The 16,885-nt window shown below is 68.0% G+C and carries 18 protein-coding genes and 1 riboswitch; of the genes, 10 read left to right on the top strand and 8 right to left on the bottom strand.

Annotation, left to right across the window (positions count from 1 at the left end):
* Nucleotides 1-66 precede the first annotated feature (66 nt).
* A riboswitch (TPP riboswitch) is annotated at nucleotides 67-172 on the bottom strand.
* 52 nt (nucleotides 173-224) lie between these two features.
* Nucleotides 225-1,514 carry a glycerate kinase type-2 family protein gene (locus HHAL_RS06445; protein ID WP_242463951.1) on the top strand — a complete coding sequence of 430 codons (1,290 nt, stop codon included), beginning with the start codon at nucleotides 225-227 and terminating at the stop codon, nucleotides 1,512-1,514.
* Between the two features lie 92 nt (nucleotides 1,515-1,606).
* Nucleotides 1,607-1,936, top strand: coding sequence for a 4a-hydroxytetrahydrobiopterin dehydratase (locus HHAL_RS06440; RefSeq protein ID WP_011814064.1), 330 nt, complete (start codon nucleotides 1,607-1,609; stop codon nucleotides 1,934-1,936).
* On the opposite strand, the gene moaC is transcribed toward HHAL_RS06440, so the two are convergent.
* Nucleotides 1,933-2,448 (bottom strand): cyclic pyranopterin monophosphate synthase MoaC, encoded by a 516-nt coding sequence (gene moaC, locus HHAL_RS06435; RefSeq protein ID WP_011814063.1) that lies wholly within the window; start codon nucleotides 2,446-2,448, stop codon nucleotides 1,933-1,935. The genes HHAL_RS06440 and moaC overlap by 4 nt on opposite strands.
* 30 nt (nucleotides 2,449-2,478) lie before the next feature.
* Nucleotides 2,479-3,171 carry a 2,3-diphosphoglycerate-dependent phosphoglycerate mutase gene (gene gpmA, locus HHAL_RS06430; RefSeq protein WP_011814062.1) on the bottom strand — a complete coding sequence of 231 codons (693 nt, stop codon included), beginning with the start codon at nucleotides 3,169-3,171 and terminating at the stop codon, nucleotides 2,479-2,481.
* 137 nt (nucleotides 3,172-3,308) lie between these two features.
* On the opposite strand from gpmA, the gene HHAL_RS06425 reads away from it, so the two are divergent.
* From HHAL_RS06425 to HHAL_RS06405, 5 genes are read left to right on the top strand one after another with little or no spacing between them, the layout of a single operon-like run.
* Nucleotides 3,309-3,782 carry a CYTH domain-containing protein gene (locus tag HHAL_RS06425; RefSeq protein ID WP_011814061.1) on the top strand — a complete coding sequence of 158 codons (474 nt, stop codon included), beginning with the start codon at nucleotides 3,309-3,311 and terminating at the stop codon, nucleotides 3,780-3,782.
* Nucleotides 3,770-4,312: a L,D-transpeptidase gene (locus HHAL_RS06420; RefSeq protein WP_011814060.1), complete on the top strand. Its 543-nt coding sequence runs from the start codon at nucleotides 3,770-3,772 to the stop codon at nucleotides 4,310-4,312. The genes HHAL_RS06425 and HHAL_RS06420 overlap by 13 nt, the downstream gene beginning before the upstream one ends.
* Nucleotides 4,313-4,337: 25 nt before the next feature.
* Nucleotides 4,338-5,378, top strand: coding sequence for a beta-N-acetylhexosaminidase (gene nagZ / locus HHAL_RS06415; RefSeq protein WP_011814059.1), 1,041 nt, complete (start codon nucleotides 4,338-4,340; stop codon nucleotides 5,376-5,378).
* A gap of 37 nt (nucleotides 5,379-5,415) precedes the next feature.
* Nucleotides 5,416-6,009 carry a hypoxanthine-guanine phosphoribosyltransferase gene (locus tag HHAL_RS06410; protein WP_011814058.1) on the top strand — a complete coding sequence of 198 codons (594 nt, stop codon included), beginning with the start codon at nucleotides 5,416-5,418 and terminating at the stop codon, nucleotides 6,007-6,009.
* Nucleotides 6,009-6,740, top strand: coding sequence for an S-methyl-5'-thioinosine phosphorylase (locus tag HHAL_RS06405; protein ID WP_011814057.1), 732 nt, complete (start codon nucleotides 6,009-6,011; stop codon nucleotides 6,738-6,740). Before HHAL_RS06410 ends, HHAL_RS06405 begins: the two co-directional genes overlap by 1 nt.
* A gap of 78 nt (nucleotides 6,741-6,818) precedes the next feature.
* Here HHAL_RS06405 and HHAL_RS06400 read toward each other — a convergent pair whose 3' ends face one another.
* The 5 genes from HHAL_RS06400 to HHAL_RS06380 are packed head-to-tail and all read right to left on the bottom strand — an operon-like array spanning nucleotide 6,819 to nucleotide 13,508.
* Nucleotides 6,819-7,625, bottom strand: coding sequence for a peptidoglycan binding protein CsiV (locus HHAL_RS06400; protein WP_011814056.1), 807 nt, complete (start codon nucleotides 7,623-7,625; stop codon nucleotides 6,819-6,821).
* Complete coding sequence (mfd, locus tag HHAL_RS06395) at nucleotides 7,622-11,131, bottom strand: transcription-repair coupling factor (RefSeq protein ID WP_081432180.1); 3,510 nt, start codon at nucleotides 11,129-11,131, stop codon at nucleotides 7,622-7,624. Before mfd ends, HHAL_RS06400 begins: the two co-directional genes overlap by 4 nt.
* Nucleotides 11,070-11,456 (bottom strand): DUF4870 family protein, encoded by a 387-nt coding sequence (locus HHAL_RS06390; RefSeq protein ID WP_011814054.1) that lies wholly within the window; start codon nucleotides 11,454-11,456, stop codon nucleotides 11,070-11,072. The genes mfd and HHAL_RS06390 overlap by 62 nt, the downstream gene beginning before the upstream one ends.
* 40 nt (nucleotides 11,457-11,496) lie before the next feature.
* Nucleotides 11,497-12,399 (bottom strand): carbon-nitrogen hydrolase, encoded by a 903-nt coding sequence (locus HHAL_RS06385; RefSeq protein WP_011814053.1) that lies wholly within the window; start codon nucleotides 12,397-12,399, stop codon nucleotides 11,497-11,499.
* Nucleotides 12,396-13,508, bottom strand: coding sequence for an agmatine deiminase family protein (locus HHAL_RS06380; protein WP_049751487.1), 1,113 nt, complete (start codon nucleotides 13,506-13,508; stop codon nucleotides 12,396-12,398). The genes HHAL_RS06385 and HHAL_RS06380 overlap by 4 nt, the downstream gene beginning before the upstream one ends.
* Nucleotides 13,509-13,632: 124 nt before the next feature.
* Between HHAL_RS06380 and sfsA the strand changes: the two genes are divergently transcribed.
* The 3 genes from sfsA to lolD are packed head-to-tail and all read left to right on the top strand — an operon-like array spanning nucleotide 13,633 to nucleotide 16,316.
* Nucleotides 13,633-14,358, top strand: a complete 726-nt coding sequence (gene sfsA / locus HHAL_RS06375) for a DNA/RNA nuclease SfsA (RefSeq protein ID WP_011814051.1) — start codon at nucleotides 13,633-13,635, stop codon at nucleotides 14,356-14,358.
* Between the two features lie 4 nt (nucleotides 14,359-14,362).
* Nucleotides 14,363-15,607, top strand: coding sequence for a lipoprotein-releasing ABC transporter permease subunit (locus tag HHAL_RS06370; RefSeq protein ID WP_011814050.1), 1,245 nt, complete (start codon nucleotides 14,363-14,365; stop codon nucleotides 15,605-15,607).
* Nucleotides 15,600-16,316 carry a lipoprotein-releasing ABC transporter ATP-binding protein LolD gene (gene lolD, locus HHAL_RS06365; protein ID WP_011814049.1) on the top strand — a complete coding sequence of 239 codons (717 nt, stop codon included), beginning with the start codon at nucleotides 15,600-15,602 and terminating at the stop codon, nucleotides 16,314-16,316. The genes HHAL_RS06370 and lolD overlap by 8 nt, the downstream gene beginning before the upstream one ends.
* Here the strand turns inward: lolD and HHAL_RS06360 are convergent.
* Complete coding sequence (locus tag HHAL_RS06360) at nucleotides 16,313-16,873, bottom strand: DUF2062 domain-containing protein (protein WP_011814048.1); 561 nt, start codon at nucleotides 16,871-16,873, stop codon at nucleotides 16,313-16,315. The genes lolD and HHAL_RS06360 overlap by 4 nt on opposite strands.
* Nucleotides 16,874-16,885 lie beyond the last annotated feature (12 nt).

Raw genomic sequence — 16,885 nt, 5'->3', positions numbered from 1 at the left:
TGTTGAGTGCCAGGTGGAGACGGAGCGGGGCGGGTGTGCAGCGCTGCAGCGCAGCCCGAGGTTGGCTCGGTACACCCGGAAGCTCCCTACGCCGGTACGAACCGGATCAGGTTCCAAGGGACTCTCTCAGCCCGCCGGCCCGGTGGCCGGGCGGGCACCCCCGCTTCCGTCTTGCACTGCATTAGAGCATTAGCGGGTCAGGTGTGCAAAGATGCGGGTAGGGCATGCAGGAAGCGGAGGTTGCCATGGGCGCGGAGCGCCGGAACCATCGGGAGTGGCTTGAACGCTGGTTTCAGGCGGCTTTGACGGCGGTGGATCCGGCCCGATGTCTGCCGCCGATGCTGCCCGAGCCCGGGGCGGGGAAGACGGTGGTGGTTGGGGCCGGCAAGGCGGCGGCCTCGATGGCTGCCGCCGTCGAGGCGAACTGGCCCGGCCCGCTGAGCGGGACGGTGATCGTACCGTACCGGCATGCGGCGCCCACGCGCAGCATCGAGGTCCGGGAAGCCGGTCATCCCGTCCCCGATGAGGCCGGCGTGGCCGCCACGCAGCGCCTGCTCGGACAGCTGGAGGGACTGGAGGAGCGCGATCTGGTCCTGGTGCTGCTCTCCGGTGGCGGATCGGCGCTGTTGACGGCGCCCGCGCCGCCGCTGACGCTGGCCGATAAACAGGCGACCACGCGGGCGTTGCTGCGCAGCGGTGCGCCGATCGACGCGATCAATACGGTGCGTCGACACCTGTCGACGGTTAAAGGCGGGCGGCTCGCCCTGCGCGCTCATCCGGCTCGGGTGGTGACCCTGCTGATCTCCGACGTCCCCGGAGACGATCCGGCGACCATCGCCTCCGGTCCCACCAGTCCGGACAGCTCCACGCCGGAGGACGCGCGCCGGCTCCTGGACCGCTACGGGGTGCCCTGCGGAACCTCGGTGGCAGAGGCGCTGGATCGGGCGCAGTTGCCTCCGAGGCCCGATGACCCGCGCCTGCGCCGGGTCTCTTGCCACGTCGTCGCTGGCGCGCAGGCGGCACTTCAGGCGGCGGCACAAGCGGCGCGGGCGGAGGGGATGACGCCTTTGGTGCTCGGCGACACCATTGAGGGCGAAGCCCGCGAAGTGGCCCGTGTACTCATCGGGATGGGGCGTTCCTGCCGGCGCTGGGGCGCCCCGGTACCGCCCCCCTGTGTGCTGCTCTCCGGTGGCGAGACCTCAGTGACCGTGCGCGGCTCAGGCCGCGGCGGTCGCAATACCGAGCTGGCCCTGGCGGCCGCGCTGGCCGCCGAGGGTATACCGGGATTCCACCTGCTTTGCGCGGATACCGACGGGATCGATGGCAGCGAGGACAACGCCGGCGCCGTGGTGGACCCGGCAAGCCTGGCACGCGCCCGCGCCCATGGACTCGATCCGTGGGCGTACCTGGCCGACAACGACAGCTACGGCCTGTTCAAGGCCGCGGGGGGGCTGCTTCATACTGGGCCGACTCTGACCAATGTCAACGACTTCCGTGCGCTGCTCATCCCCTGAGTGAATCCCGCGGGCTGTTTTGGGTGTCTCCTCTGCCCGTCATGCACCTAGACTGGGGGGACGCCTGATCAACGACGGTGGAGGTTGGCGCCATGAGTTTGACCGACAAGACGTGCGTGCCGTGCCAGGGTGGTGTGGCACCCATGGATCGGCAGCAGGCCGAGCAGATGCTGGTGCAGGTGCCGGAGTGGTCGCTGGACACCGACGCCCGCATGATCTATCGACGCTTTAAATTCCGTAACTTCATCGATGCGCTGTCTTTCGTCAACCGAGTCACCGAGGTGGCCGAGGCGGAGGACCACCACCCGGATATCCTCCTCGGATACGGCTACGCCGAGGTGCGGATCCAGACGCACAAGATCGAGGGGCTGCACGAGAACGACTTCATCCTGGCGGCCAAGGTGGACGCGCTCGGCGCTTAGCCGGGATCGTCACCCCAGTGCCCGGAGCGTCCGCCCCGCTTGTGGACGAGGCGGACGCCACCGATCTCCATGCCTCGGTCGAGCCCCTTGCACATGTCGTAGACCGTCAGCAGGGCGGTCTGCACCGCGGTGAGGGCCTCCATCTCGACACCGGTGGGGCCGGTGGTCTCGGTCCGGACACGGCACTCGACACGGTGGGTGGCTGTTTCCGGGGTGAGGGTCACCTCGGCGTGACTCAGTGCGACGGGGTGGCAGAGGGGCACCAGGTCGGCGGTCCTTTTGGCCGCCATCAACCCGGCTATACGCGCGGTCCCGAGGGCATCGCCCTTTTTCAGCTCCCCGGCCTGCAGCGCTGCGAACGCTGCCTCCGAGAGCCGGATCCAGCCTTCGGCGACGGCCACCCGCCGGGTGGCCGGTTTCTCGCCGACGTCCACGATGTGTGCCTCGCCGCTGCCGGTCAGATGGGGAAGCGGCGAGGCGGGGTCACGATCCCGGGAGGACTCATCGGACATCGGTGCGTCTCCTCCGCGGCGACCGCGGTCTCAGTCCTGCACGTAGTAGCTGCGCTGCACGCTCAGGTCCTCGGCCAGTTCGTAGACCAGGGGGCGGCCGGTGGGGATCTCCACCTTCATGATGGCATCGTCGGCCAGACCGTCGAGGTGCTTGACCAGCGCGCGCAGGCTGTTGCCGTGGGCGGCAATCAGCACGCAGTCGTGCTGCCGGAGGGCCGGCGCGATTTCCCCCTCCCAGCAGGGCAGCACGCGCTCCAGGGTCAGCTTGAGCGATTCCGTACCTGGCAGCTGTTGCGGGTCTAGGCCGGCGTAGCGCGGATCGTGGCGCGGGTGACGCTCGTCCTCGGCATCGAGTGCCGGGGGCGGCGTATCGTAGCTGCGCCGCCAGATGTGGACCTGCTCGTCGCCGTACTGCTCGGCCGTCTCCGCCTTGTTCAGGCCAGTGAGTGCGCCGTAGTGGCGCTCGTTGAGCCGCCAGTCCTTGATCTCGGGGATCCACATGCGGTCGAGTTCGGCGAGGCTCAGCCAGAGGGTGCGAATGGCCCGCTTGAGCACCGACGTGTAGGCGACCTGCGGAGCGATGCCCGCCTCGCGCAGGGCGACACCGGCCTCGCGGGCTTCGTTGATCCCCTGGTCGCTTAGGTCGACGTCGTACCAGCCAGTGAACCGGTTTTCCAGGTTCCAGATGCTCTGACCGTGACGCAGTAAGACGAGTTTCGGCATCAGGTTCACACCCTCCGTATCGGAAAGGGCGGACAGTGTAATCGCTCGGGCCGGTATGGGCGAGGGGGCTCTGCTGTGACGGCGCGGGCTGCGGCTTGTATGGTAGCGCCAGTCACACGCTTCAAGTGGAGGATGAAGTGGCGCAAGAAATCGAGCGCAAGTTCCTGCTTGTAAACGATCAATGGCGTGAATACGCAGACGCGGGGCAGCGTATGCGTCAGGGTTATCTGGTCGGTGCCCAGCGCGCCTCGATTCGGGTCCGGGTGGCCGGCGAGTACGCGTGGCTGAACATCAAGAGCGCCACCTTAGGGGTGGAGCGCCGCGAGTACGAGTATCCGATCCCGCTGCGGGATGCCGAAGAGATGCTTGCAGAACTCTGCGAGCGACCGCAGATCGAGAAGGTGCGCTACGAGGTGCCGTGGGCCGGGCATACTTGGGAGGTCGATGTCTTCGAGGGCGATAACGAGGGGCTGGTCGTCGCCGAGATCGAGCTGAGCGATGCCGAGGAGGCGTTCGAGCGCCCCCCCTGGATCGGTGAGGAGGTCTCGGACGACCCGCGCTATTACAACGTCTGCCTGATCCAGCACCCCTTCAGTCAATGGGCGAAGTGAGCAACATCCCGTCGAGCCGCTGGCTGAGTGTGGATCTGCTGGCGCAGCGGCTGACTCTGCTCGAGGGAGAGACGGCGCTTGGCGTGTATGCGGTGGCCACGGGCGCCCGAGGCGCCGGTGAGCGCAATGGCAGTGGTGGCACCCCGCGAGGCTGGCACTGCGTGCGGGCACGGATCGGTGCCGGTGCCCCGAGCGGTGCCGTCTTCGTGGGCCGTCGCTGGACCGGCGAGGTGTGGACACCGACCCTGCATCACGACCACCCCGAGCGCGACTGGATCCTGAGCCGCATCCTGTGGCTCTCCGGCCTGGAGCGCGGGGTGAATCGGCTTGGCGCAGTGGATACCATGAGACGGTTCATCTACATCCACGGGTGCCCGGATAGCGAGCCTGTTGGCGTACCGTGCTCCCACGGATGCGTTCGTATGCGTAACGCGGCCGTGATCGACCTGTTCGATGCGGTGACTGGAGGCACCCCGGTTTGGATCGGTCCGCCCTGGCCGACCCGGCCCGTGCCGGCCAGGGCTGGGTGATCGGGGCGACAGGGAGGAGCACGCCATGCTGGGCCCGCTCATGATTGGAATCGCGGGGGGTGAACTCCCAGCGCAGGCGCGAGAGCTCCTGCGGCATCCGGCCGTCGGTGGGGTCGTTCTCTTCACGCGTAACTTTAAAAATACGCAGCAGCTTCATGATCTGACACAGTCCATTCACGCCGTGCGTGAGCCGCCCCTGCTGGTCGCTGTCGATCAGGAGGGCGGCCGCGTGCAGCGCTTTCGGGAGGGCTTCACCCCGCTGCCCGCCGCTTCCTGGTTCGGTCGATTGTACGATCTCGATCCCGATCAGGCCCGGCAGAGTGCGCACCGGGCGGGGTGGGTGATGGCCGCGGAACTGCGCGCCTGCGGGGTGGATCTGAGTTTCGCGCCGGTTTTGGATCTCGATGGGGGGGTGAGCCACGTGATCGGTTCTCGCGCCCTGCACCGTGAGCCGGCCGCGGTGGCGCGGCTCGGTCACGCCTGGATGCGCGGCATGCGTCAGGCGGGGATGGCGGCGGTAGGCAAGCACTTCCCGGGGCACGGTTCGGTCGAGGCCGACAGCCACGTGGCCTTGCCCTGCGATGACCGTTCACTGGCAGAGATCGCGCGTCGGGATCTGGTACCCTTTCAGCGCTTGGCGGCCTCGGGACTCCCAGGGGTCATGGCTGCGCACCTGGTCGTCCCCGATGTCGACGACCGGCCGGCCGGTTTCTCCCCACGCTGGATCGGTGACATCCTGCGCCGCCGGGTCGGCTTCCTCGGTGCGGTCTTCAGTGATGACCTCGGCATGCGCGGGGCGGAGACCGCCGGTACCATGTTCGACCGGGTGGATGCGTGCCTGGGGGCGGGCTGCGATGTGGCGCTGGTCTGCGATCCGGCCGAGGCCGAGGCGCTGCTCGGCGAGGCGTCCGGGGATCGCTGGCTGGATCCCACGTCGGCGCTGCGTCTGGTACGCATGCACGGCCGACCGGCGCCCGGGTGGCCCGAGTTACGGGCGGACGGCGCCTACCAGACAGCGGTCTGCGAATTGACCGAGGGCGTTCCCGGGTTCGGGGCGCCGGGGTGAAGACACCGAAACAGAGAACAGTACCAGGAGGGCTGCAATGCCTTGGGACGATGCCCCGGATCTGCGCGGGGCCGAACTGATTCATGACCAGTGGGCCATCGATCAGGCCCTGGATCGGATGGCCAGGGAGATCACGCAGGACCTTGGTGGCCGCAACCCGCTGATCCTGGGTGTCATGATCGGTGGCATGATCCCCGCCGGGCGGTTGCTGCCGCGGCTCGATTTCCCGCTCGAGGTGGACTACGTCCACGCCACGCGGTATCGCAACGAGCTCAGCGGCGAGGAGCTGGTCTGGCACGCCCTGCCTACGACGCCGATCGAAGGGCGCGACCTGCTGGTGGTCGATGACATCCTCGATGAGGGCAACACCCTGGCCGGGATCATCGACGCCTTCCGCAGCGCAGGTGCCCGTTCGGTGCGCACGGCCGTGCTGGTCGATAAGCGCCACGACCGCAAGTATCAGGGGCTGTGCGCCGATTACGTCGGCTTGGAAGTGGAGGATCGCTACGTCTTCGGCGCCGGGATGGACTGTCGGGGCCTCGGCCGCAACGCGGACGGCATCTACGCCATCGATCAGCGCATCGAACAGGCGGCGAAAACCCAGCAAGAACCGGATACGGAGGAGCGTTGATGAGTGTCGGCATTATCGGCGGGACGGGGCTGACGTCCCTGGAAGGGCTGGAAATTACCCGCCGCGAGGTGGTCCGGACCCCGTTCGGCGAGCCTTCGGCCCCCCTGATTCACGGTACGTTCCGGGGCCACAATATCACCTTCCTGGCCCGCCACGGTCATAGTCACAACATTCCTCCGCATCAGGTCAATTACCGGGCCAACATCTGGGCCCTGCGTCATGTCGGGGTCGATCGTGTGATCGCCGTGGCTGCCGTCGGCGGCCTCGGGGAGGCCTACGCGCCGCGCCGGATCGCCATCCCGGACCAGATCATCGATTACACCCACTCGCGCATCTCGACGTTCCACGATCAGGATCTGGAGCACGTCACCCACATCGACTTTACCTATCCCTACGACGCCACGGTGCGGGAGTGGCTGCTCTGTGCTGCCCGCGACGCCGGTATCGACGCGGTGGACGGGGGGACCTACGGCGCGACCCAGGGCCCGCGCCTGGAGACCGCTGCGGAGATTCGCCGGATGCGGCAGGACGGCTGCGACCTGGTGGGGATGACCGGGATGCCGGAGGCAGCGTTGGCCCGCGAGGCCGAGTTGCGCTACGCCCACTGTGCCGTAGTGGCCAACTGGGCGGCTGGCATGGGGGATGGCGAAGAACTCTCCATGGACGAGATCCGCGAGCACCTGATCCACGGCATGGAGGCGGTGCGGAAGATGATCGCCTCACTGAGCTAGGCGGGGCGCCCAGCCCCGCTTCTCCCGGCGCCACCCGCCGACGCGGCCTCAGATCGGTGCCCCGAAACCGGGTGCACCTCAGTCCTCCGGAGGGCGGTCGGCGGGGTGGATAACCATCAGGACACCGAGGGCCGGATGGTCCAGATAGTGCAGCTCGCCGCTGCGCATCCGGCGGTGTTCGCTCATGCGGTGGAGGGGGGCCCGGATCTGCTCCGCGGAATCAATCTCGCGCCCTACCGCCCGCCAGTGCAGGCGGAGGTCCACCACTGCATGCAGAAACCGCTCGCGGTAGATGCGGATCAACCCGAAGGCCGCAGGCTGGTAACGCGGATCGCGGAACTCCTGTCCGCTGGCCTCGGCCTCGGTGGGCGGGGTCCAGTGATAGGGCACCGGCACCGCTACGGCGCGGTCCCGACCGAAACCGGGCTGCAGCCAGGCCAGGTGGTACAGGGGCTGGTAGGCGTCGGAGCGCGTCAGCTCCCCCCAGTGGGCGGTCAGGCGCCGGCGTTCCGTGGGCAGGCAATGGAGTCGGGCCTCTTCCGCGTCCAGATCATCGGTATCGATCTCCGCCGCTGCCGGGTCGTCTTCGATGCCCAGTTCCTGGCGGTTGGCGTGGTCGTCCCCGCATCCAGCCGGGATCTGCCAGAGCGGATAATGCGGCAGGTCGGCACGCGTCGGCCACCGCTCGGCGTGGCGCCCCCCCTGTTCCCACTGTCGAAAGACGATGACCTCAACCTCGTACCACTCCTCGGCCTCGGAGGCCTGAGCCGGCACCGCAGCGCTTCCACCCTCGCCGCCGATCCAAAGCAGCAGGATCGCGCTGAGCACCGCCGTCGCAGGGGAGGTCCGCCGTGGTCTGTGCTTGCCGGGGTCGGGGTGGCTCATCCCGCTACCTCCTCGCTGGCGTGGAGTCTCTCCAGAAGCCGCTCCATCGCCTCGAATCGGGCCGTCTCGTCGCTCAGGTCATCGCTGAGGTGCAGCCGCTGCTGATTGTCCAGGCGGTACTTGCCCGGTTCCTGCTGGACCATCTGCACCAGGCGCCCGGGATCGATCTGCGGCTGCGGGCCGAAGTGGATCGTGCCGCCGGAGGGGCCCGCCTCGACCTTGCGGATGCCCAGCGCCTCGGCCCGGAGTTTGAGAGAGGCCGTGCGGAAGAGGTTGCGCGCCGCATCGGGCAGCAGCCCGAAGCGGTCGATCATCTCGATCTGCAGCTCCTCGAGCTCGGCATCACTGCGGGCGCTACTGATCCGTTTGTACTGAACCAGGCGGGTATGTACGTCCGGCAGGTAATCCGCCGGGAGCAGCGCGGACAGGCGCAGATCGACCTCCACGCCGGTGTCGAGCTCGGCTTCCGGAGCGGGGTCCCGCCCGGCCTTGAGGTCTTTGACTGCCCGTTCCAGCAGCTGGCTGTAGAGCGTGAACCCGACCTCCTGGATCTGCCCGCTCTGTTCATCACCGAGCAGCTCGCCGGCGCCGCGGATCTCCAGGTCGTGGGAGGCGAGGGCAAATCCAACGCCCAGATCCTCGAGCTGCGAGATGGCCTCCAGCCGTTTAAGCGCGTCGGCGGTCATTGCGTTCGGCGGCGGCGCGAGTAGATAGGCATAGGCGCGATGGTGGGAGCGCCCCACGCGACCGCGGAGCTGGTGCAACTGGGCCAGCCCGAATCGGTCCGCCCGGTGGATGATGATGGTGTTGGCCGTGGGGATGTCGATCCCCGACTCGATGATTGTCGTGCAGACCAGGATATCGAAGCGCTGGTGGTAGAAGTCGAGCATCACCTGCTCGAGCTCCCGTTCGCGCATCTGGCCGTGGGCGACGCCAATGCGTGCCTCCGGCATCAGGTCCCGCAGCTGATTGGCAGTCCGCTCGATGGACTTCACGTCGTTGTAGAGGAAGTAGACCTGCCCGCCGCGCTGGAGCTCCCGCTGACACGCCTCACGGATGAGACCATCGCTCCACTCTTGAACGAAGGTCTTCACCGCCAGGCGGCGTTCCGGGGGGGTGGCGATGACGGACAGATCCCGGATCCCCGCCATGGACATGTTCAGGGTGCGCGGTATCGGCGTGGCGGTGAGGGTCAGGACATCGACCTCGGCGCGCAGTCGCTTAAGCCGTTCCTTCTGCCGGACCCCGAACCGCTGCTCCTCATCGATGATGACCAGGCCCAGGTTCTTGAACTGGACCTCACTGCCGAGCAGCTTGTGGGTGCCGATGACCACGTCGGCCTCGCCGCTGGCAATCCGTGCCAGCGTCTTCTCGTTGCCCTTCTTGCCGGTAAAGCGCGACAGCGACTCGATCCGCACCGGCCAGTCAGCGAAGCGGTCGGCGAAGTTCTGATAGTGCTGCTGGGCCAGCAGGGTCGTCGGCACCAGCATGGCCACCTGTCGCCCCGCTTGAACGCCGGCGAAGGCCGCGCGCATGGCGACCTCAGTCTTGCCGAAGCCGACATCGCCGCAGACCACCCGGTCCATGGGCTGGTCGGAGCGCAGGTCATCGAGGACGGCCTGGATGGCGGCCTGTTGGTCCGGGGTCTCCTCAAAGGGGAAGGCGGACGCAAAGGCTTCGTAGGCCTCGTCATCGAACAGGCAGGCATCGCCGGCCCGGGCCTGACGCCGCGCGTAAAGATCGAGCAATTCGGCGGCGACATCGCGGGCGCGCTTGGCCGCATGGCGGCGCGCCTTGTCCCACTGATCACTGCCCAGGCGGTGTTGAGGAGCCTCGTCGGCGTCGGCGCCGGTGTAGCGGGAGATGCGATCCAGAGCCGAGACCGGCACGTACAGTTTGTCACCGCCGGCGTACTCCAGGGTGAGGAACTCGGTGGTGACATCCCCCACGCTGAGGCTCTGCAGGCCGACATAGCGGCCCACCCCGTGGTCCTCGTGGACGACCGGGGCGCCCTCGTGCAGATCGGAGAGGTCGCGGATGACCGCTGCCGGGTCCGTCGAGGCGCTCGAGCGGCGTCGCCGGCTCTGTCGAGCGCGTTCGCCGTAGAGTGCGCTCTCCGGGATGATGGCGATGCCGTCGATGCGCGCGCCTGTCTCCAGCGGCGCGACGGTGATGGCCGCCGGCACGTCGCCGTCGAGGAAGTCGCGCCAACCCTGAACCGATCGGGCCTCGATCCCGGACCGGGTCAGTCGTTCCTGCAGCCCCTGCCGACGTCCGGCGCTCTCGGCGGTGAACAGAATCCGCCCCGGGTAGCCGGCGTGGAACTGTTCGAGTCGCTCCAACGGTCGGTCCGCCTGCGGGCGAGCTGCCAGCTCGGGGAGTGCGTCGACGTCGGCGTCGCTCCCGCGCCCCGGCTCGCCGTGTAGGACCACCTGCGGGCGGCGGTTGAGCCCGGCGCGCAGCTCGTCCCCGTCGAGGAAGACGCGTCGCGGAGGCAAGGGCGGGCGATCCATGTCTCCGGTGCGCTGTTCGTAACGGTCCTGGACCTGCTGCCAGAAACCGTCTGCAGTGGCGTCGGTGCCCTCGAGACGGATGGCCAGGGTGCCCTCGGGCAGGTAGTCGAACAGCGTGGCCGTCTCTTCGAAGAACAGCGGCAGGTAGTATTCGATCCCGCCGGGAATGCGGCCCTCGCTGACGGCGCGATAGAGGAAGCTGCGCGCTGGATCGCCCTCGAACTCGGCGCGGAATGCCTGGCGGAAACGGGTGATGCCGCCTTCGTCCGTCGGGAATTCTCGGGCCGGCAGCAGCTCGATGGCATCGACCTGATCCGTGGTGCGCTGAGTCTCCGGGTCGAAGCGGCGCAGGCTCTCCACCTCGTCGTCGAACAGGTCAATGCGATACGGCGTCTCGCCGCCCATGGGGAAGAGGTCGAGCAGGGCGCCGCGCACCGCGAATTCGCCATGCTCGCCTACTTCCGGCACGCACCGATAGCCGGCGGCCTCCAGGCGGCGGCGCATGGGCTCGATCTCCAATCGGTCGCCCGGATGCAGCATCAGCGACCGGCCCTCTAACCAGCCGCGCGGCGGTAAGCGATGCATGAGCGTGGCCGCCGGGACCACCAGCACGCCCCGGGTCATCGCCGGCAGGCGGTAGAGCCCGAGCAGGCGCTCCGAGATGATGTCCTGATGCGGGGAGAAGACATCGTAGGGCAGGGTTTCCCAGTCCGGGAAACCGAGCACCGGCACGTCATCGCCGAGGAAGAAGCCGACCGCCTCCTGCAAGGCGGCGGCCTGCTGCGGCGTCCCGGTAACGGCGATGACTGGGCCGTCGTGCTGCCGGGCGGCCTCGGCGATGGCCAGCGGCTGGGCAGCGCCGAGCAGCCCGGACCAGTCCCGCCGCTCGGCGGGACGTTGGGGGAGGGGCAGGTCGCCGAGCAACACGTCGTTAACCGCTCCGGCTCCAGCCAAACAGCCAGGTCTCAGGGTCCGGGATCGGTTCGCGCGCATTGAGCTGGCGCATCCCGTAAATGCACCGCACGAGCAGCCAGATGGTCAGGAAGACGCCGAGCAGAAAGCCCAGGCCGTAGAGCGGCATGGTGATGATGGCTACCGCGAAGATCAGAAGGCCGATCCAGAAGGTGTTGATCTGGAACTGGTAGTGGCTCTGGACCCACGCGGCGGCGTCACGACGCTGCATATAGGCAACGATGACGCCGATGACCGCCGTCAGGCCGATGAACAGGCTGCCCAGGTGCAGGATGTAGACCGCCCACGGGGCGATGCCGGGGGGCGTATCGTTGGGCGACAGCTGGCTGTTTTCCGTCTCTTGCATCGGTTCGCCTCACACTCGCGGACACCAGAGGCTGTGCATGTTACCAGCCCGCCCCGGCGCCGTCCTCCGCGTGCCGCGGTTCGTCGAGGTAACGCCGGGTGAGGCCGCTGTAGCACTCGATGCGCCGGTCGCGGAGGAAGGGCCACATGCGCCGGACTACCTCGGTGCGACTCGGGTCGATAGCGACGACCAGGACGGTCTCCTCATCGCCGGCCCGGGCAAGGACCTCGCCCTGCGGACCGCAGACAAAGCTGCGCCCCCAGAAACGGGCGGCCGGCTCGGTGCCGACCCGGTTGCAGGCCGCCACCGGCAGACCGTTGGTGATGGCGTGACCGCGCTGGACCGTTTCCCACGCCTCGACCTGCCGCGCTTGCTCGTCGTCGGGCTCGTCCGGGGCAAAGCCGATGGCGGTCGGGTAGAGCAAGATCTCGGCCCCGGCCAGGGCCATCAGCCGGGCTGCTTCCGGGAACCACTGATCCCAGCAGACCAGTACGCCCAGGCGCCCCACGGAGGTGTCGATGGGGGTGAAGCCAAGGTCGCCGGGGGTGAAGTAGAACTTCTCATAGTATCCCGGGTCGTCCGGGATGTGCATCTTACGATAGGTGCCGGCGAGCGAGCCGTCGCGCTCAAGGACCACCGCGGTGTTGTGGTAGAGCCCCGCGGCGCGACGCTCGAAGAGGGAGCCAACGACGACCACCCCGTGCTCCGCGGCGGCCTGACCCAGGCGCTCGGTGCCCGGACCCGGGATGGGTTCGGCAGCGTCGAAGTGGGCGGGGTGCTCCTCGTAACAGGGGTACGGCCCGCAGTGCAGTTCCTGGAGCAGGACCAGTTCGGCACCGGCCTCGGCGGCACGGGCGATCCCGGCCACCGAACGCTCGAGGTTCGCCTGCCGGTCGTCGCTGCAGGGATGCTGGACCAGGCCCAGCAGGTAGTTCCGGCTCATGCCTCGTGGACCCTCCGCGTGGCCTCCGCCCCTGTGGCCAGGCCGTCGATGATCACGCCCGCTGGCAGTTGCATGGTGGCACAGTGCACACTCCCGCCCTGACGAATGAGATCCTGGGCCGGTACCCGAACGATATCGCGTCCTGGGCAGGCCTGGGCAAGTCGTGCGCAGGCGATGGCGTCTGCAGGATCGTCGTAAACCGGGACCAGCACGGCACCGTTGACGAAGACGAAGTTGGCGTACGTCGCCGGGAGTCGATTACCGTCTTCATCGTGGATCGGCGCCGGGAGCGGCAGCTCGACCAGCCGGTAGGGATCACCGTTGCGGGTGCGGGCGGCTTGCAGCTCCTCGCGCAGCGCCCGCAGCGGCGCGTAATGGGGGTCGTCCGGGTCTTCGCAGACGGCGTGGGCGATCGTGCGCCGATCGACGAATCGCGCCAGCATATCCACGTGACCGTCGGTATCGTCGCCGCACAGCCAGCCCGACTCCAGCCAAAGGACGCGGCGGATGCCGAGGCGCGCGCGTAGCTGGGCCTCAACCTCTTCGCGGCCGGTGTCCGTATTACGGTTGGGGTTCAGCAGGCAGCGGGTCGTGGTCAGCAGGGTGCCCGCGCCGTCGCTGTCGATGCTGCCGCCCTCAAGAATCCACTCGATCCGCCGGTACGACTCGCCCCCAATCACGCCCTCCTCAGTGAGCCTGCGGGTCAGACGGTCGTCTTCATCGGCGGGATAGCGCTCGCCCCAGCCGTTGAACCGGAAGTCGAGCAGCTGGGCCCTCCCGCCGGCGCGCCGGACGGTGATCGGTCCGTGATCCCGTGCCCAGACGTCGTTGGAGGGGGCCTCCGTGAAGATCATGCGCTGGGGGGAGACTCCGGCGGAGCGCAGGCGGTTGCGGACCCGCGCGCTGGTGCGGCTGTCGGGGCAGACGATGAGAACAGGCTGGTAGCGCGCCGCGGCTGCGGCGAGGCGCTCGAAACACGCCTCGGCGGCGGCGAGGTGCTCGCCCCAGTCGCCGCTGGCATGGGGCCAGGTCAGCATCAGCGCGGCCTGGGCTTCCCATTCGGCGGGGAGGCGTGGGTGCTGACAATCGGGGTGAACGGGCGCGGACATGGCGTTGGGTCGGATCCCGAAAAGGCGACCGGGACTATACCCGATCATCGCGTCATGTAAAGGGTATGAGCGGCGCGCTGCGGACGCGTAAACTGAGCGCTGATCATGCGCCGGGAGCCTTTCCGTGGAGTTCGAGCAGGTGTTGACGGAGGCGCGACTGGTTCGGCGCTACCGACGGTTCCTCGCCGATGTGGAGGACGCCTCCGGTCAGCAGTGGACCGTTCACTGCCCCAACACCGGATCGATGCTCGGTTGTACCGAGCCCGGCGCGCGAGTCTGGCTCAGCCACTCCACGCGCCCCGGGCGCAAGTACGCTCAGACCTGGGAGTTGGTCGAGTTGCCGGGGGAGGTGGTGGTGGGGGTGCACACCGGGCGCGCCAACGCCCTGGTCGGCGAGGCGCTGGACGCCGGTCTGCTCCCAGAGCTGTCGGGCTATGCGTCACGGCGGCGTGAGGTCCGTGTGCCGGATGCGCCGATGCGTGCCGATTGGCTCCTAGAGGGCCATCCAGGAGGGGAACCGCCGTGCTTTGTCGAGGTCAAGAACGTGACCGCAGCGGTTGAGCACGGCCGGGCGCTGTTCCCCGATGCGGTCACCGAGCGCGGACGACGCCACCTGGAGGTGCTCACGGAATGGGTCCGTGGTGGGGGGCGGGCGGCGCTGGTCTTCTGCGTGCAGCGCAGCGATGCGCAGGAGGTGCGCCCGGCGGAGGCGATCGATCCGCGTTACGCCGACGCCCTGCGCGCGGCTGCGGCGGAGGGCGTCGAGATCCGCGCGGTCCGGCTGCATCCGAGCGCCACCGGGATCCGGCCCGATTGCGCCCTGCCGGTCCACTATCAAGAGGAGCCGTAATCCGTTGTTCCGACCTGTAGAGCTGTTCATCGGCCTTCGTTACACCCGGGCCCGGCGGCGTGGGCACTTCGTCTCTTTCATCTCGATGACCTCGATGATCGGCATCGCCCTCGGCGTTGCAGCGCTGATCACCGTGCTTTCGGTGATGAACGGTTTCGAGCGGGAGCTGCGCGAGCGGATCCTCGGAATGGTTTCCCACGCTGAAGTCCACGGCGCTCAGCGTCAGGTGGAGGATTGGCCCGGGGTGCTTGAGCGCGCCGAGCGGCATCCCCGCGTTGTCGGTGCCGCCCCCTTCATCGATGGCGAGGTCATGGTGACCCGTGGGGGCCAGGTCAGCGGGACTTTGATCCGTGGCGTGGATCCCGATCTAGAACCGAGTGTCTCCGATGTCCTGGATCAGGTGATCGCCGGGGAGGCCAAGCTGGAGGCCGGGGAGTTCGGGCTGATCATGGGCTCGGCCCTGGCTCGCGAACTCGGTGCACGAGTGGGTGACCGCATCACCGTGATCACCCCCGAGGCCCGTGTCTCCGTGGCCGGTGTGACGCCCCGCATGCGGCGGTTCACGCTGACCGGTATCTTCGAAGTGGGGATGCACGAGTACGACCGGACCTTGGCCATCGCCCACATCGAGGATATGGCGCGGGTCAAGGGGATGGGGGATGGGGTCAGCGGGATCCGGCTCAAGCTCGACGATATGATGGCTGCCCCTTGGTTGGCCCGCGAGGTGGCCGACGACCTGCCGGGGCAATACCGGGTGGTGGACTGGACCCGGCAGCACGCCAATTTCTTCCGCGCAGTGCAGACCGAGAAAACGGTCATGTTCGTCATTCTGGCGCTGATCGTCGCGGTAGCCGCCTTTAACATCGTTTCGACCCTGGTCATGGTGGTCCGCGATAAACAGTCCGATATCGCCATATTGCGAACGGTGGGACTGAGCCCGGGCAGCGTCATGGCGGTCTTCATTATCCAGGGCGCGGTGATTGGCGTGGTAGGAACCCTGCTCGGGGTCGCCGGCGGTGTGTCACTGGCGCTCAATGTCGAGAACATCGTCCCGGCGGTGGAGCAGTTGCTCAACTTCGAGTTCCTGCCCGCCGACGTCTACTACATCAGCGATCTGCCCTCGGAGTTGCGCGGCGAGGACGTTGGGCGGATCACGGTACTGGCACTGGCGCTGTCGCTAGTCGCTACGCTCTACCCGGCGTGGCGGGCGGCGCGTACAGAGCCCGCGGAGGCGTTGCGTTATGAATGAGGCCGAGGTGGTCATCGATTGTCGGCGGGTGGCCAAACACTTCAGCGAGGGCCCACAGGAGGTTGAGGTCCTCAGCGGGGTGGATCTCAGCGTGCGCGCCGGCGAGCAGGTGGCCGTGGTGGGGCCGTCCGGTTCTGGCAAGAGCACCTTGCTGCACATCCTCGGGGGGCTCGATACCCCCTCCGCGGGCGAGGTGCAGGTCGCCGGCGAGCGCATCTACACCCTGAAGCAGGCAGCGCGCGGGCGCCTGCGGAACCAGGCCCTGGGCTTCGTTTACCAGTTCCACCACCTGCTGCCGGAGTTCACCGCGCTGGAAAACGTCGCGATGCCACTGCTCATCCGTCGGGTGTCGGCTGCACAGGCCAGGACGGCCGCGGCCGAGCTGCTGACGCGCATCGGCCTGGAGGCGCGCATGAGCCATCGCCCGTCGGAACTCTCCGGCGGGGAGCGGCAGCGGGTAGCCATTGCCCGGGCGCTGGTGACGCGACCGCAGTGCATCCTCGCCGACGAGCCCACCGGCAACCTGGACCGGCATACCGCCGAGCGGGTTTTCGGCATGCTGCAGAGCCTCAACCAGGAGTTCGGGACCGCGCTGGTCTTCGTGACCCACGACCTGGATCTGGCCCACCGCACCGAGCGCGTCTACAAGCTCGAGGATGGCTGCCTGCAAGGGCAGGGCGCCCAGGCGGCGGAGGCCGCCTCGAGTTAAGACTCCTCGCTACGCTGCTCCTGCGCGTCGGTGCTTCGGCGTCGGTGGGCAAAGCGGACGCGGCGCTGGTGGCGCTCGCGGTGGACGGCGTAGCGCCACGTCAATAACACGGCGATGTAGGTCAGGCCCCCGGCGATCACCCCCAACACCAGTGACCCGGTGACCACCGGCTGCCACGCCTGGTGGAGGTTGCCCAGGAACCACTGGAACGCATTGTCGTAGTCGATCGGTTCGAACTCGACGCCAAGCAGCCAGGCGCCGGTGCGGTAGCTGGCGTAGATCATTGGGCCCATGGTCAGGGGGTTGCTCACCCAGACCAGGATGACGGCCAGGATCAGATTGACGCGCACCAGGATGGCGATCACGGCGGCTAGCAGCATCTGCAGGGGAATGGGCAGGAAGGCGACAAATACCCCGATCGCCACGCCACCGGCGGTCGAACGGCGGTTCAGATGGAACAGGAACGGGTCCTCCAGCAGCCGTCCCAGGAATGCGAATCGCCCCTGGTGCTTGAGCCGCTGCAGATCCGGCAACGCTCCTTTAAGCCACCGTCGCATGGATGCTCCTCG

Source organism: Halorhodospira halophila SL1 (assembly GCF_000015585.1).
GTDB classification, from domain to species: domain Bacteria; phylum Pseudomonadota; class Gammaproteobacteria; order Nitrococcales; family Halorhodospiraceae; genus Halorhodospira; species Halorhodospira halophila.
Note: the sequence above shows the minus strand (reverse complement) of the source record. Positions and strands in the feature narration are given on the sequence as shown.